Here is a 14,814-nt window from a genome sequence, read left to right as displayed (position 1 = left end):
GGCTGCGAAGCGCGATGCATCCGCCTGCGCTGCGTCGCGCGACCCTCTGCAGATCTACGGATCTGCGATCGGATCACCCTTCTTGCTCAGGCGGCGACTCCCGCTTCTCGCTCGATTCCTCCCTGTGCAGAGATTCCCTAGCAGGCCGCAATTGGCCTGGGCACGAAACTCGGCCCCCCTCTTCAGCCGCCTCGGGGTAGAATCCCGGCCAGAAGGAGAACCCGATGCTCGAACGTCTGATGACCAACTATCGAATGATCCGCTACGGCCTGCCTCTGGCTCGCCTCAAGCCGAGCAGTCCTCTGACGATCGCGGACAAGATCGAGGAGCAGGCCAGTCGCCGCGGAGATCATCCGTTCATCGTTTTCGAGGATCGGCGCGTGAGCTATCGCGAAGCCAACGAGGACGCCAATCAGGTTGCGCATTGGGCGACTTCGATCGGAATGGCGTCGGGCGATGTGATCGCTCTGCTGATGCTGAATCGGCCGGAGTACATCTCGACCTGGGGCGGAATCTCGAAGATCGGCGCGACCACGGCACTGATCAACACCAATCTGACGGGACGCGCACTCGCACACGCGATCGACGCGGCCAAGACTCGCAAGATCATCGTGGGTTCGGAGTGCCTCGAGAACATCGCGACCCTGGATCCAGATGTACGGGCGGGCCTCACGGTCTACGTCAGGATCGACCCGGCCGACCCGAGCCCCGAGATTCCCGAAGGTGCACAGGACATCGGAGCCGCACTGGCATCGATGTCCAGGGAAAACCCGGACAAGAGCGTTCGAGCGGGGGCCACCGCCGGCGATGCACACGTCTACATCTACACCTCGGGAACCACGGGTCTGCCGAAGGCAGCCGTGATGAGCCATTTGAAGTTCCTCCTCACCGGCAGTGCCGCGTTGATCTCGGGACTGAACCGAAGCGACGTCATGTACATCGCGCTTCCGCTGTACCACAGCGCCGGTGGAGCGATGGCGACCATGAGCGCCATCAATGCCGGTGCCACGATCGCCCTGCGTCGTCGCTTCAGCGCGAGCGAGTTCTGGGAAGACGTGGACCTGTTCGGAGTAACGGCTTTTCAATACATCGGCGAGTTCTGCCGCTACCTGCTCAACGCAAAGCCGCACGCCAAGGAGAGCAGTCATCGCGTCAAGTTCGCGATCGGCAACGGACTGCGACCCGAGATCTGGGAAGAGTTCCAGTCGCGCTTCGCGATTCCGAAGATCGTCGAGTTCTACGGCGCCACCGAGGGCAATACGGCGATCGTGAACTTTGACGGCAAGGTCGGCGCAGTCGGAAAGGTGCCACCGATCGTCCCCGCCCCGCTGATCATCAAGTACGACGTCGAAAACGACGAACACCCGCGCGACGATCAGGGAATCTGCTTCCCGTGCGCCGATGGAGAGGTTGGAGAACTGGTCGCCGAGATTCCTCAATCGGCGGACACTGCGTCTGGCCGTTTCGAAGGCTACACGTCGAAGGAAGCCACCGAAAAGAAGATCCTACGCGACGTGTTGAAGTCGGGCGATACGTTTTTCCGCAGCGGCGATCTGCTCAAGCGCGATGCGCAGGGCTACTACTACTTCGTCGACCGGATCGGCGATACATTCCGCTGGAAAGGCGAGAACGTGTCAACGCAAGAGGTCGCGGAGTCGATCTCGGCTTTCCCGGGTGTCCAGATGATCAATGTGTATGGCGTCGATGTTCCGGGAGCAGATGGCCGCGCCGGTATGGCTTCGATCGGACTCGAGAGCGCCTCCAGTTTCGATGGAGCTGCGCTCTTCGCACACATCGCCGACACCCTGCCCGCCTACGCGGCGCCGATCTTCGTGCGCTTGCAGACGGACTTCGAGGTGACGGGAACCTTCAAGCTGCGCAAGGTCGATCTGCAGAAGGAAGGCTACGATCCAGGCGCCGTGAAGGATCCGCTCTATCTGCGCGACGATCAGGGAAAGACCTACGTACCGCTCACTCCTGAGAAATACGCCGAGGTACAGGCCGGTTCGATTCGGATCTGAACAGCGAATCGCGATCTCGTAGCGCACCCCGGGACGATCCGGAGGATCGTTGCTGTGGCAACCTGGGCGCGACCCCGTGTGGGTCACGACATCTGAAACAGCTCAGACGTGATGTTTCTGCACGGACCAGATGAAGCCGTCGTACCAGAAATGCATGCACGAAACGACGAGGGTGATTGCCCAGACCGAATCCAGGCCAAACGACTCGATTTCGACGAACACGCCGTAGCTCACGGCCACCGCGAGAAACACGAACAGGGTCAAGACCTTGCCGAGTGCAGGAGCGAGGCCGTCGAAGCGAAACAGCTTCGTCATATTGCCCTTCTCCTGGATCCACACGATGCCGAAGTACTGCAGCGAGTGGAAGAAGTTCATGACGAAGAAGGCTTCACCCCAGGTGTTGAATCCCCAGCTGAAGATCGAGACCACGCCAGTCGACGCCAGAAGGAAGACCTTCTGCATGGAGATCTGATGCCCCTGGTTGCGCAGTTGGAGCTGGGCGAAGACGTAGTAGACGATGAAGGACGCACCTAGAGCAATCACCGCCCATGTGACGAATTGCTGATTCCCCTCCATGAAGGCCGGAATCGAGGTGAAAAACACTGCGCCCACATCTTCGAATTCCTGAAAGTCTTCGAAATGATCGATCATCGTGACGCCGGCGAGCATCGGCCCGGCGTAGAGTAGTTGGTTCATCCACCAATCGAGCCTGCGCCCCACAGTCGGGTCACCACCGAGCTTGGTATCGTAGATGCGAGCGAAACCGAAGGTCTGCAGAGCCGAGTGGTATACATCCCAGAACGTGGCCAGCACCGACACCGAAATGATGACCCAGCTCGATGACACCATGGCGAGGTAGAGCACGAGAGGAACCACCAGGAAGCGGTTCCTGAACTGGTTGAAGATCTGCGGGTTGCCGTGGCTGCGAAAAAAGACGGCGAAAATGTGCGCGTGTGTCATCACACCGATGAACAGAGCCGCCGGGTAGTAGTTGGAACCCCAGAGCTGGATCTGGTCATCCGAGAACCAGGTCTCCGAAATCAGCGCACCGACACCCAGCGCCATGAACGGGGGCAGAAGAAACAGCAGCCAATCGTAGATCGGACTGACGATATAGTGCGCGGTGGCGACCAGGGCGCGTTGAGAAATGGCGGTGTCGGTCATGGGGCTCTTATCGGTCCATCCTGCGAAAAAGAAAGCGCAGGTACGAGCATACACCCCGGCCCTGGCTGGGCAATACGGCTTGCCGAGAACGGGAATTCGAACCCTGCTTGCCCCAGTTGGCTCGCGCCCCTATGCATTGCTGGATGGCGCCTCGGGAAGACCCATTCACCTCCCCTCCCAGCTCAGTCGCGGCAACGCGGCGACCGAGCTGGCTGGCGCTGATCGCACTGGCTGCGCTGGCCCTGACTCTCTCGCTGATCGGTGCAGAAGCAATCGTCCGCATCGTATTGCCACAGCCGCTAACGCCTCCGATCCGCGAAAGTGTCGATGGAGTCACCCTGCTCGTACCCGGGGTCCGCGTTCGCTACTTCTCGCCGGGCGAATTCGACGTTCACGCCACTGTGAACGAACAGCGCTTTCGCTCGACGAAGACCTACGAACGCATTCCCCCGCCCGAGACGATTCGGATCGTCGCTCTGGGCGACAGCTTCACGTTCTCGACCGGAGTCGAGGATCACGAGACGTACCCCTACTTACTGGAAGCCGCGCTGCAATCCGCCTGGCCGCAGCAGAACTTCGAGGTGATCAATGCCGGTGTTCACGGGACCGGCCTCGGAGATCAGGCACTCTGGTACCAGCGAACGCTGAGCGGATTCCAGCCCGATATCGTCGTCGTTACGCTCTATGCCAATGACATCGATGACGAAATCTCGACCCATCGCTTCGAGAAGACGGGGAATTCCGTGCAGCCGCGATCCCTCGAAAGCCAGCGCCAGGCCGATCGGGAAATCTCGAGTCTGCGAAGCCTGGTCAGCTCGATACCCGGCTATTTCGCACTCTCGCAACACTCCCAGCTTCTGAGTCTGATCCGAACGACCGCGACGCGTTTCCTGCTGGCCAGGAGCGCCGCAAGAGCGAACGCTTCCACCGATGGCGCACGGCATCAAGCGGAGGAACACGCCACGGTGATGATTGCGGACCAGCTCATGTGGTTGCGAAATGAAGTCGAGGGGCGCGACGCGCACCTGATCGCGGTGCTGATCCCGGCAAGAGAAGCCATCGACGCGGAAACCGCCGAGCATCCCGCCGCGATGCAGAGCCGTTTGCTAAGCGGAATGCTCCTGAAACTGCGGGAGCGGACGGATCTGGATGTTCTGGATCTCGAAACGGAGATCCGCGCGGCGACTGCGGATAGTGCTTCGCCCCTCTACTTTGACAGCGATATCCACTTGCGCGCAGAGGGTTATCAGTTGGTCGCTGACGAGGTTGCGAAGCGAGTTCTCGCCGGATTGCAATCCAGGCGTACCGTCAAACCCGCAGACGAGCCCTGAGTTTGGGCGGGAAGCGACTAGGCCAGAATCGCATCTTGGGGTGCGCTCCGGTCTAGCAGGCTGTAGAAGACCCGCTCGAGAGCCCCGGTCCAGTGTTCATCCGCAACCTGTTAGAATGCGCGCCATGCGGCAATTGGCGTACTTCATAGTCTTGGCGGGCATGTTATTGGGCTACTACGAGATGCTCGGTCCGGGGATGGGTCCTTCGGAAATCGTCGAGGATCTCGAATGGTGGCGGTCGGCTGGCTATGTCCACTCCATCGAAGCGTTTTCATATCTGGAGGAACTGGCCGAGGATGGCTTTCCGGGCGCCTTCATCCCGCTGAGCATCTTCTGGCTGCCGGCGCTGCTGATGTGGATCTGGGGATTCCGACTGTTCCGTTCGGCCGTCTTGCGCGCGATCGCTACCGCTGGCGTCTTCTTGCTGCTGATCTTTCCCTATTACGGCTACATGGCCGATCGCGTGTGGCGATTCTTCGAGTGGCGTTCCCCCGCAGTCGCGGCCACCTTCGCGGGAATAACGGCCGCTGGACTGTTCGCCCCTTCCTTGATCCGTGCGGCGGCCGGACTCTCGCGCATCTGGACGATGATCGTCCTCGCGTTGGTCGTCTCCGGAGCTTTCGTGTTGACGACCGAGGTAACGGGCACCAATTCCTGGATGCGCTTCAACATCAGTCCGTGGCCCGTCGTGACGCTATTCGGCCTGCTTCTGCTTGGCAGCGCGATTGCCTCTTTTCACGTTGCCGCCGGAACGGGCGCGTGGATTGCCGCGCGACTATCGGGTAGACGCGGGCTGACCATCGGCGGACTCGCAGCGGCGGTCCTGGCGGCCGGGCTCTCGTGGATCACTCTACGGGGCGCGGAAGCCGGCGCCCTGATCGTATTCGCCCTGATCGCTGCTTGTTACACACTCGGGCGTGTCTGGCTCGGGCCCGACGATGCAGAAGAAGCTTCGCGAAGAGGACTGACCGTGCTCCTCGCCGGCGTTTTCTCACTCCTGACCATCCAGGGTACGAACCGCGCTGCAACGGTCTTTCAGAAAACCGCGCGAAACGAAACCGCCACACATCTGCTCGTGGCGCTGGAATCCTATCGGGAGAAGACCGGCTCCTTCCCGAGGCGCCTGAGCGACCTGGTTCCGGATTTCTTCAGCGAAGTTCCCCGCCCGCGGATCGGCCTGATCCTCGATGAAGACGACGAGTTCATGTACCGGAACCTCGGCGACTCCTACCTGCTGGAGTTCAGCAGCGTGCAGTGGGTGCAATGCGGTTACAGTCCGCCTTTTGATGTTGCGAAGTACGACGAAGAGGACTTCGCAGACGAGGGCGAAGATGATGCAGACGACTACGATGATTACGACGACTACGAGGAAGAAGCAGCCCCGGTCGACCCGGAGCTGCTGATCGTCCTCGCGGATGCTGGACTGGAGGGATCGTGGAATTGCGAAGACGCACCGCCGAAGCTGTGGTGAGCTGGATGAAACTCATACCGGCTCTCGTGGCAGCTGTTCTCGTGTTGGCCTTTCTCGCGCTCCCGACGGGAACCACTGCGCAAAGCGCGGCCGAACCAGAAGAGACGGAAACCAACGCGCCAAACGCAGCGGAACCAGAAGACGCGCTTCCCGGGCCTCCCTTCAAGCCCGGAGACGTAATCACCTTCGACAAACTGGACGCGCTGAAGAACTACATTCCGGAGCCCTTCTGGGAGTTTCGCGACATGTTCTTCTTCGAGGGTATGCAATTGGAGATCGGTGAGTTCTACAAGGACTACCCGGTATCCGAAGGGCGCGTTGCGGCGAATGCGAAGTATCGTGGGCAGCCGCAGCTGGGACGCGATCACTCCCTGCTGAACTTCACGATGGGCCGACCTTTTCCCGAAATCGATCCGGCCGATCCGAATGCCGGTGCGATGCACGCCTGGAACCATCGCTACAAGCACGACGCCCTCGAGGGCCGGGCGAACTTCAAGTTCACCTACTGGGACAACGGGGAAAGATTGCCACTCGGGTTCGAAGGCACCGGTTGGGGCATGCGACTCGCCAATCGCCCGGACTACATCGAGCGCGATGGCGACATCTTCGATCAAGAAAAGCGAATGGGTGCTGGAGGCGCGGATATTTCTGGACCGCCCGACTATCGCGGCATCAAGGTCCTGGGGTACGCCTACAAGGACGGTGATCTGCCGCGGGACGAAGCTCGCGATGTCGACGTGTGGGTCTATATCCCAGACCTGCGCCGCGTACGACGAATCTCGGGGGCCCGACGCACCGATCCGATCGCCGGTACCGATATGACGCCCGAGGACCAGGGAGGGTTCGCCGGCGTGGTCACGCACTTCACCTGGAAATACCTGGGCGAGACAGAGGTTCTGACGCCGCTCGACTCCTCACTCAAGGGATATCCCTTCAGCAAAGAAGAGAACTTCGGTCCGACGGGTTTCTCGTTCGCCAACGACACATGGCAGTTGCGCAAGGCGATCGTCCTGGAAATGAAACCCAAGGCAAAGCGCCACCCCTACAAGCGGAAACTCCTGTGGCTCGACAAGGAAACCTACACCGGACTCTATTCCGCAGCCTACGACCGCCGCGGAGAACTCTGGAAGCTGATCTACATGAACTACCACTGGAGCGAGCGCGAAGATCAGCACAAACGGATCGAGGGAATCAATTCGCTCCTGCCAGGCGGGATCATCGTGGCCAATATTCGCACCGGAACTGGCGTGCGCATCGAATCGTACGATGCTAGGCCAACCCGACTGCGCCGCGGCCGGATCCGAAAGCAGACGGACATCGGCCGCCTGGCCAAAGGACGCTGATCCGCATTCCCCATCTGACTGGAAGGCGATCGTGAAGATCTGGATCGACACGGATCTGGGAAGCGACGTCGACGACGCACTCACGCTCGCCTACGTCTTGCGTCACCCGGGCTTCGAACTGGTCGGCGTCTCGACCGTGTTCGGCGATGTCGATCTGCGCACCCGCATAACCCGAAAGCTGCTCGAGCGGGCATCCGTCACGGACGTACCGGTCTTGACCGGCCTGGGGGCACCACTGAGCGCCGATCGCAAAGGAGTGATGTTCGGTCACGAAGGGATAGGTCTACTGGAAGAGCCGCAGCCGCGCATGCGCACGACGGAAGACCCCGATGCAGATGTGCGAATCCGAGACTTGAGCCGCCAACTCGAAGCTGCACAGCCCGACGTCCTGCTCGCGATCGGTCCGCTCACGAATCTCGGCGCTCTCGTCGACGCCGGTGTCCCGCTTCCGCGACTGGCCATCATGGGCGGCAAGACGCAAGACATCATGCTCGAAGGAATGACGCCGATCATCTCCGAGTGGAACTGGTACTGCGACCCACTGGCCGTGCAGAAAGTGATGGCCGTCGCTCATCCAGAGCTCCCGCGCGTGGTTCCCGCGGAGGTCACGTTCCGCACGAGCCTCGCGGACGGTGACGTCGAGAAACTCGCGCGTGGCGACGCGCTCGCGCAGGACCTGTCACGATTGTGCAAAGAGTGGTTGCGCGCACTCGCCGAGCGATTTGGCGCCAAGCGCCCGCGTGTAGCGCTGCACGACCCGCTGACCGCGGCAACCCTGGTCGAGAACGGTCTCTGCTCCTTCAAAGAACGGCGGATTCGCGTCGATGATGCCGGTGCCACGACGCTGGAAGACGGCACGCCCAACGCCGAGATTGCCGTCGATGTCGACAACCCGACCCTGCGGACGCACCTGATGGCAACCTGGCTCTGAGAAACCGGCTGCTCAACCCGTCAGCTGGAAGAGAACTCGAAAGCGAGCGCAGGCCCGGAGCCTGAGGAAGTCGCATTCAGCAGGCGCACTCCACCGTCAGCGGCCGTCACTTCGATGTGTTGGTCATCGAACAGGCGCCGAGCGGAGGTTCCGGTACTCATGGGAAACTCGCGGATCACGACATCTCGAGAAGCGGGCCTGCCCAGGACGATTGCGTAGACCTTGTCCGCTCGGCGCGTGAACCGAACGGGCAGCCCCTCATCGGTCTTGGCCTCGGCCCGCTCCCAGGGACGGCTTCCGTAGATGGCTTCGCCGTTTCGTTCGAGCCACTCCCCCATTGCTTCGAGGCGCGCCAACTGGGGCGCGGGAATCCCCGCATCTTCGCCCCGTGGCCCGATGTTGAGCAGCAGGTTGCCATTCTTCGACACGGCGTCGATAAAGTTCGTAATCAACTCGTCGGCGGGTTCGTAGTCGGCTTCGGCGTGATTGCGGTTGTAGCCAAAGGATGCACTCATCCCGCGGGTCGCCTCCCACTTATACGAAGTGATCTCGTCGAAGATCGTGTATTCCGGGGTGCGGAAGTCGGAGTGAGCTGGGCGCGGCGGAACGACTCCCTTCTTACCCTCTCCCTTCGCCGCCGCGCGGCGATTGGATCGGTTGATCAGCGCGTCGGCCAGCCACTGCACGGGTCGATGGCTCAGAAGGCGCAAGGCCGGACCGTGGTGCATCCATCGATCATTGATCACGCCGTGAGGAACAGCGTGATAGTAGTCGGCCATCAGTGAGAGCATGCGCCCCAGTCCGGTCGGCCAGGTGATATCGTTCCACAGAACATCGGGGGAATATCGCTCGATCAACTCCCGCACTTGTGCCTCTGCATAAGCGGGATAGTCGCCTCCGGGAGCCGAGCCGACAAACTGTGCGAACGTGCGCGCCGGGTTCGAATTCCAGGACCAGTCAATTCCGCCGGAATAGTACACACCGAAGCGCAGGCCTTCAGCTCGAACTGCCTCGGCGAGTTCTCCGACGATGTCGCGCTCGCTACACCAATCCTTCTGGTGCGGATTCTCGATCTTGCTGGGCCAGAGGCTGTAGCCATCGTGGTGCTTGGTCACGTGTACGACGTAGCGGGCCCCGGACTTCCGGAAGAGCCGTGCCCATTCGCTCGGATCCCACGCTCTCAAGCCTTCGATAAAGGCCTCCTTGAAGTCCGAGTACGGGCGATTGCCGTAGTGTTCAGCGTGAAAACGCGCGGTGGGACTGTCCGGAACCCGCAGTGCATTCCAGTACCACTCGGTATAGGGCGTCATCACGATCGAATTCGCGTGGCTCCCGTCGAACGCATCGGAGATGTGTTCGGTTGGCGCTGCGAATCCAGGAACCGAAAAGAGACCCCAGTGGATGAAGATTCCGAACTTGGCATCCTCGAACCAGGCTGGCACGCGATGCTGTCGGAGAGATTCGATGCTCGCAGTGTAGGTAGGACTCGACATGCTCCCATCCTTCGAGACCCAGACCAATCTGTCAATCTGAACATGGGTCGGGAGAGTGGACGACGCGAGTCAATCCTGGTGGAAGACCTCTTCCATATCGGACCACCAGCTATCGGGTGTGCGCTCAGGATCCGGAATCTGCATCGGCTCCATCAAGTCCCACCACTCTCGCATACGCGGGGCCTGCGCGAGCGCCTGCATGCGTTCCTCATACTCTTCCTTGGGACCCACGTACTCATAGTAGGCAAAGAGCCGCCCCCGCTGGTGGAATATCGAGTAGTTGCGAATTCCCGCTGCGTGAATAGCGGCGGCAATCTCCGGCCAGATCTTCGCGTGGTAGCGCTTGTATTCTTCATACTTCTCCGGTCGCAGACCCAGCATCTGTCCGAATCGCATCATGGCGAATCCCCTCGGCGTACAAGATTCTCGGAATGCAGATCATCCCATAAGGAGTCTGGAATCGGATAGCGGAAACCTCTCGCATTCTGGTGAACTTCATCGGCGGAACGGGCTCCTGGAATCACGGACGCAACGCTCGGATGCATGAATGGAAACTGGAGAGCTGCAGCCGCGAGCGGAACGTCATGGGCACGACATACCCTGTCGATGGCTCGCGCCCGTTCCAGGAGTTCGTCCGAAGCAGCTTCATAGTCGTAGGGCACTCCGGTCCTGAGATCACTCGCCAGAATTCCGGAGTTGAAGACGCCGCCGATAATGATCGAGATGCCGCGTTCCAGGCAGCGAGGCAAGAGTTCTTTCGCTGCCGATTGGTCCAGGAGCGTGTAGCGCCCTGCGACCAGAAAGCAGTCGAAGTCTCCGCGCTCCATCGCGCGCAGACACACCTCACTCTCATTCACTCCCAGGCCAATCGCTCCAACGTCACCCGTACGCCTCAACTCTTCCAGAGCCCGATAGCCTCCGCTCAACGCGATCTCGAAGACGGCATCATGAGCATCGCCATGAGTGTATTGGCCGATGTCGTGAAGGAGCAACACGTCAATGTGTCTCCCGCCGAGGCGCAGAATACTGGCCTCGTAGGAGCGCATCACTGCTTCGTAGGAATAGTCGAAGACAGCCTCGTAAGGCAGCGCAGCGACGAACCCCTGATCTTCCCTGGGTTCTCCCGGCCTGGGCTCGAGCAGTCGCCCGACCTTGCTCGAGATCATCACCGCGTCGTCTCCGAACCGATCCAGTGACTCACCCAATCTGCGTTCGGAAAGTCCGTAGCCGTAGTACGGAGCTGTGTCGAAATAGCGGACGCCCTCCTGCACCGCCGCTTGAACGGCTGCGAATGTGTCACCGTCTGTCACGGGCGCGTAGAGATTGCCTAGTACCGCCGCTCCGAACCCGAACGCGGTCACGTCGACTGAACTCCGTCCGATTCTGTTTCGCCGATTCACAATTGTCATTCTTGCGCCAATTCCGCCTTTCTACTCGATTCTCGCAGATAGGAAATGGGCGAACCTCCGTCCGAGATTGTCTGGAAGCCTGTGGCTTCTTGGCCACGTCATATGTTGGCTCAACGCTACGCGACAAAATGTAGTTGGAATGTGACTTCGATGTGGCGTAATTCTTCTGGGGTTCTTCGGGTGGAACACTTTTTCTCATTTCAATCATTTGGGGGGGGTAGCGGCATGCGTTGCGTGCTTTGGGTCGGTTTGATTGGTATCGCCTTGCTCGGATCGGGATCCGCGATGGCGGGAGAACTCGAGAAGGCGACGAACACACTTGAGCAATCGCTCGCGAACGAGCAGGTCTCGCCGGAACTTCGCGAAGCTCTCAACGGATTGATCGACGCGATCCGCTCATCCTCAGACGCACCGGCGGTCTCGGCTTCGGTGGATTCCGGGAGTTTCTGGGACCGCGTAAAGGGCTCGGCCGATTTGCGCTTGCGCCACGAGCACGATGGAATTCGCGGAAAGGGAAACCGGGACCGTGAGAGAGTGCGGCTGCGTTTCGGCATAAAGGCCGACCTCGGCGAAGAATTCGAAGCGGGCTTCCGCCTGCGCACTGGAAATCCAATGGATCCGCGTTCGCCGTACCACAACTTCGGCAGCACTGATGGTGCTGGTGATGATTCACTGCAGTCGCTCGAGTTCAATATCGATCGAGCCTGGCTGAAGTACCGACCGAGCTCGATCCCGGGCACCTGGGTCACAGCGGGTAAGTTCGATCACCCGTTTGCAAAGAACCCCGTATACGGTGAACTCGTATGGGACGATGACGTAAACCCGGAAGGCGTTGTCGCGGGCTATGGATTCGAAGCCTCCGAGGGGCTGAATATCAACCTGGTGGCGGGCCAGTATCTCCTGTTCGCGGATGACTCCACGAGTACAACGGACGGCAGCGATGCCGAGCTGACTGCCTTCGTCGCGCAAGCGGCCGCCAATTACAAGGGCGACGGCTTCAAGGCCTTGGCTGCTCTCGGCTGGTACCGATACGGCGACACGTCACCGGACATGAACAATGCTGCGTTGCCCGTCAGTAATGACATCTCAAATAGTACGACCGCGGCAGACTTCGTTGCGGACTTTCACATTCTGAACCCGATCGCCGCACTAACGTTCGATTTCGGCGGTCAGCCGCTGACCATCTCCGGTGAGTACATCCTGAATACAGGAGCGGACGGAGCCGCCAACGGAGATGAGGGCTTCGCGATTGGAACGTCTTACGGAAGCACCGGGAGTCCAGGGGGCTGGAAGGTCTTCTACCAGTGGCAGCGAGTTCAGCAGGATGCGGTGTTCTCGCCATATTCTCAGGACGACTTCCTTCTGGATGGCTCGAACTTCAAGGGTCATGTGTATGGGGTGAAGTACAAACTCTCCAAGCGCATTGGTCTGCGGGCCTGGGGACTCACCTCCATTGCTGAGAACTCGGGCGCGAACCATGGTCCCAATGTACCCGATGAGGACTATTCTACGCGGCTGCGCTTCGAGGTAGACGCGAAGTTCTGAACCGGGAATCAACTACGGATAGGCGATCTTCGGATAGCTACACCCGAAGAGTGTCTGCTCGAAAACGGACCGCCCGCTGCTCTACGAGTGGCGGGCGGTCGTTGTTTTTGGGGTACCGGCCAAAGCTGGGGGACTTGCGTTCGCCATTGGTGGTAGGCTGCGGACAATGTCGAACCGGATTCGCATGGGCTTTCTCGGCTGTGGACGCATTGCCGACCTGCAGTGTCAGGGTTACCTGGAGCACGAGCACGCTGAGATCACAGCCGTCTGTGACGTGAACGCCGAGCTAGCAGAGCGGCGCCGCGAAGAATGGGGCGCGCGACGCGCATACACGAACACCGAGGACTTCTTCGCCGATCCCGAAGTGGATGCCGTGGAAATCCTCACCCCTCATCACCTGCACGAGGAACACGCCACGGCGGCGTTGCGCGCGGGAAAGCACGTCTCGCTACAAAAGCCTCCGACTCGAACACTCGAAGAACTCGACCGCCTGCTCGAGGTTGCGAAGGGGTGTGACCGGACCTTCCGCGTCTTCGAGAATTTCATGCACTATCCACCGCACGTGAAAGCGCACGAACTGATTGCCGAAGGAGCGATCGGAGAGCCGCTCTCTGTCCGGCTCAAGACGGCCGCCGGGCGCTTCGGCGATGGCTGGGAGATCGCTCCGGAAACCCAGGCCTGGCGTCATGATCCCGCTACCTGCGGTGGCGGAGCCACGACCTTTGACCACGGCTACCACTGTTTCAATATGGCACGCTTCTTCATGCCGGTGGAACCCGAGCGCGTGCACGCGTTCATCCACTGGACGCAACTCGCCGAGAACATCCTGATCGACGGACCCGCTCTGATCACCTGGAAGTACGGGGGCGACGTACCGCGATTCGGCTCCTGGGAGGTCATCGCCTCGCTCGGAATGCGCGTGCGCTCCGATTACTACGCGAGTGATGACCGCACCGAGATCCACGGCAGTGACGGAATTCTCTGGTTGAATCGCTGCACGGGCAAGCTTCTGGACGAACCCTCGGTCGTTCTCTACCGCGACGGCGAGACCCGCGCATTCCACGACCTGCCCGTCGACTGGGCCGAGTCCTTTCGGCTAGGTGGCATCGATTTCGTCGACGCTCTGCTCAATGACCGTCAGCCAAGTCAGAACGGTAGCGATGCGCGCCACACCATGCGCTTCGCGCTGGCGGCGGCTCGGAGTGCTGAGGACGGCCGCGAAGTAGGACTGGACGAAGTCGAGCCCGACGCGCGTTAGAGCGGGCGGTAGCACTTCCAGGAATCACGCCCCGGAACGAGCGAACCTGCGCGTAGGTGTGGCATCTTCACGCGCGTCGGAAGCCATCCGAAACGTTCGCTCAAGGGCCTCTCGGGCCCCTTCATCCTCCCTTCATCCCGTTCGCCGAAGATGACGGTTGAGCGTGGGGTCCCAGGCCGACCCTCGCTTTGTCGTTGGAGGAAGTCGCCAGTGAACAGTCTCGATACCTCTCGTGGAGAGGTCGGTCACAGTGCCCCTACCTGGATGGTGTCCTGGAGTCCGGATGGGCAGTTTCTCGCCTCCAGCTCCGAGGATGGAACCGCCATCGTCTGGGAGTCCAGCACGGGCCGGGAGCTTCAACGTTTCTCCGGTCACCAGAGTACGGTCTGGTCGGTGGATTGGAGCCCGGACGGTCGCAAGCTCGTAACGGGTAGCGAAGACGCGACGGCGATTCTCTGGGATGTGACTACGGGTAGGCAGGAGCGAATCTTCAAGGGGCACAGTGGGAGTATCTGGGTTGCGAGCTTCAGTCCCGACGCTCAGCTACTGGCCACCGGCTCCTCGGATGCCAGCTTGCGCATCTGGGATGTCGAATCGGGAAGCTGCATCGCAGTCATCGACGACCACCCTCGCCTGATGAAGGACGCCCGTTTCTCACCGGACGGACGCCTCCTGGCAACAAGCTGTGACGATTCCCTGATCCGAATCTTTTCGATTGAAGACTGGAAGCCCATAGCAACACTCAGCGGTCACGAGCATCACGCCAACACCGTCGACTGGTCACCCGATGGTTCCCAGCTCGTCAGCTGCGCGCACGACCGGACGCTGCGCATCTGGGACCTCGCATC

Annotated in this window: 12 protein-coding genes; 8 read left to right on the top strand and 4 right to left on the bottom strand. The window is 60.5% G+C overall.

What is annotated here, in order from left to right; all coding sequences use genetic code 11:
• Window positions 1-224 precede the first annotated feature (224 nt).
• Window positions 225-2,021, top strand: a complete 1,797-nt coding sequence (locus tag GY725_09940; protein MCP4004503.1) for a long-chain-acyl-CoA synthetase — start codon at window positions 225-227, stop codon at window positions 2,019-2,021.
• Window positions 2,022-2,123: 102 nt separating this feature from the next.
• Here the strand turns inward: GY725_09940 and GY725_09935 are convergent, their stop codons facing one another.
• Window positions 2,124-3,185: a hypothetical protein gene (locus GY725_09935; GenBank protein ID MCP4004502.1), complete on the bottom strand. Its 1,062-nt coding sequence runs from the start codon at window positions 3,183-3,185 to the stop codon at window positions 2,124-2,126.
• Between the two features lie 143 nt (window positions 3,186-3,328).
• Between GY725_09935 and GY725_09930 the strand changes: the two genes are divergently transcribed.
• The 4 genes from GY725_09930 (at window position 3,329) to GY725_09915 (ending at window position 8,261) form a co-directional block, all read left to right on the top strand.
• On the top strand, window positions 3,329-4,516 hold the full coding sequence (locus GY725_09930) for a hypothetical protein (GenBank protein ID MCP4004501.1): 1,188 nt from the start codon (window positions 3,329-3,331) through the stop codon (window positions 4,514-4,516).
• A 124-nt stretch (window positions 4,517-4,640) separates the two neighbouring features.
• Window positions 4,641-5,987: a hypothetical protein gene (locus GY725_09925; GenBank protein ID MCP4004500.1), complete on the top strand. Its 1,347-nt coding sequence runs from the start codon at window positions 4,641-4,643 to the stop codon at window positions 5,985-5,987.
• Window positions 5,951-7,330 carry a DUF1329 domain-containing protein gene (locus tag GY725_09920; GenBank protein MCP4004499.1) on the top strand — a complete coding sequence of 460 codons (1,380 nt, stop codon included), beginning with the start codon at window positions 5,951-5,953 and terminating at the stop codon, window positions 7,328-7,330. Before GY725_09925 ends, GY725_09920 begins: the two co-directional genes overlap by 37 nt.
• Before the next feature lie 31 nt (window positions 7,331-7,361).
• Window positions 7,362-8,261 carry a nucleoside hydrolase gene (locus GY725_09915; protein ID MCP4004498.1) on the top strand — a complete coding sequence of 300 codons (900 nt, stop codon included), beginning with the start codon at window positions 7,362-7,364 and terminating at the stop codon, window positions 8,259-8,261.
• A 20-nt stretch (window positions 8,262-8,281) separates the two neighbouring features.
• On the opposite strand, the gene GY725_09910 is transcribed toward GY725_09915, so the two are convergent.
• From GY725_09910 to GY725_09900, 3 genes are all read right to left on the bottom strand, one after another.
• Window positions 8,282-9,754 carry an alpha-L-fucosidase gene (locus GY725_09910; GenBank protein MCP4004497.1) on the bottom strand — a complete coding sequence of 491 codons (1,473 nt, stop codon included), beginning with the start codon at window positions 9,752-9,754 and terminating at the stop codon, window positions 8,282-8,284.
• Window positions 9,755-9,823: 69 nt separating this feature from the next.
• On the bottom strand, window positions 9,824-10,153 hold the full coding sequence (locus GY725_09905) for an L-rhamnose mutarotase (protein ID MCP4004496.1): 330 nt from the start codon (window positions 10,151-10,153) through the stop codon (window positions 9,824-9,826).
• Window positions 10,150-11,163 (bottom strand): aldo/keto reductase, encoded by a 1,014-nt coding sequence (locus GY725_09900; GenBank protein MCP4004495.1) that lies wholly within the window; start codon window positions 11,161-11,163, stop codon window positions 10,150-10,152. Before GY725_09900 ends, GY725_09905 begins: the two co-directional genes overlap by 4 nt.
• 225 nt (window positions 11,164-11,388) lie before the next feature.
• Between GY725_09900 and GY725_09895 the strand changes: the two genes are divergently transcribed.
• The 3 genes from GY725_09895 to GY725_09885 all read left to right on the top strand — a co-directional run.
• A complete protein-coding gene (locus tag GY725_09895; protein MCP4004494.1) occupies window positions 11,389-12,708 on the top strand; it encodes a hypothetical protein in 1,320 nt (439 codons plus the stop codon).
• 166 nt (window positions 12,709-12,874) lie between these two features.
• Complete coding sequence (locus tag GY725_09890; GenBank protein MCP4004493.1) at window positions 12,875-13,966, top strand: Gfo/Idh/MocA family oxidoreductase; 1,092 nt, start codon at window positions 12,875-12,877, stop codon at window positions 13,964-13,966.
• 210 nt (window positions 13,967-14,176) lie between these two features.
• Window positions 14,177-14,814, top strand: a 638-nt coding sequence (locus tag GY725_09885; protein ID MCP4004492.1) for a WD40 repeat domain-containing protein, incomplete at its 3' end; no start/stop codon positions are given.

The organism is bacterium (assembly GCA_024226335.1).
Classification (GTDB): domain Bacteria; phylum Myxococcota_A; class UBA9160; order SZUA-336; family SZUA-336; genus JAAELY01.
This window is presented reverse-complemented; position numbering and strand designations above follow the sequence as displayed.

Bases quoted from the DNA above. Each gene is read 5' to 3' on its own strand.
- GY725_09935 (MCP4004502.1), bottom strand. From the start codon at position 3,185: ATGACCGACACCGCCATTTCTCAACGCGCCCTGGTCGCCACCGCGCAC.
- GY725_09905 (MCP4004496.1), bottom strand. From the start codon at position 10,153: ATGATGCGATTCGGACAGATGCTGGGTCTGCGACCGGAGAAGTATGAA.
- GY725_09890 (MCP4004493.1), top strand. From the start codon at position 12,875: ATGTCGAACCGGATTCGCATGGGCTTTCTCGGCTGTGGACGCATTGCC.
- GY725_09900 (MCP4004495.1), bottom strand. From the start codon at position 11,163: ATGACAATTGTGAATCGGCGAAACAGAATCGGACGGAGTTCAGTCGAC.
- GY725_09930 (MCP4004501.1), top strand. From the start codon at position 3,329: ATGGCGCCTCGGGAAGACCCATTCACCTCCCCTCCCAGCTCAGTCGCG.
- GY725_09925 (MCP4004500.1), top strand. From the start codon at position 4,641: ATGCGGCAATTGGCGTACTTCATAGTCTTGGCGGGCATGTTATTGGGC.
- GY725_09895 (MCP4004494.1), top strand. From the start codon at position 11,389: ATGCGTTGCGTGCTTTGGGTCGGTTTGATTGGTATCGCCTTGCTCGGA.
- GY725_09940 (MCP4004503.1), top strand. From the start codon at position 225: ATGCTCGAACGTCTGATGACCAACTATCGAATGATCCGCTACGGCCTG.
- GY725_09910 (MCP4004497.1), bottom strand. From the start codon at position 9,754: ATGTCGAGTCCTACCTACACTGCGAGCATCGAATCTCTCCGACAGCAT.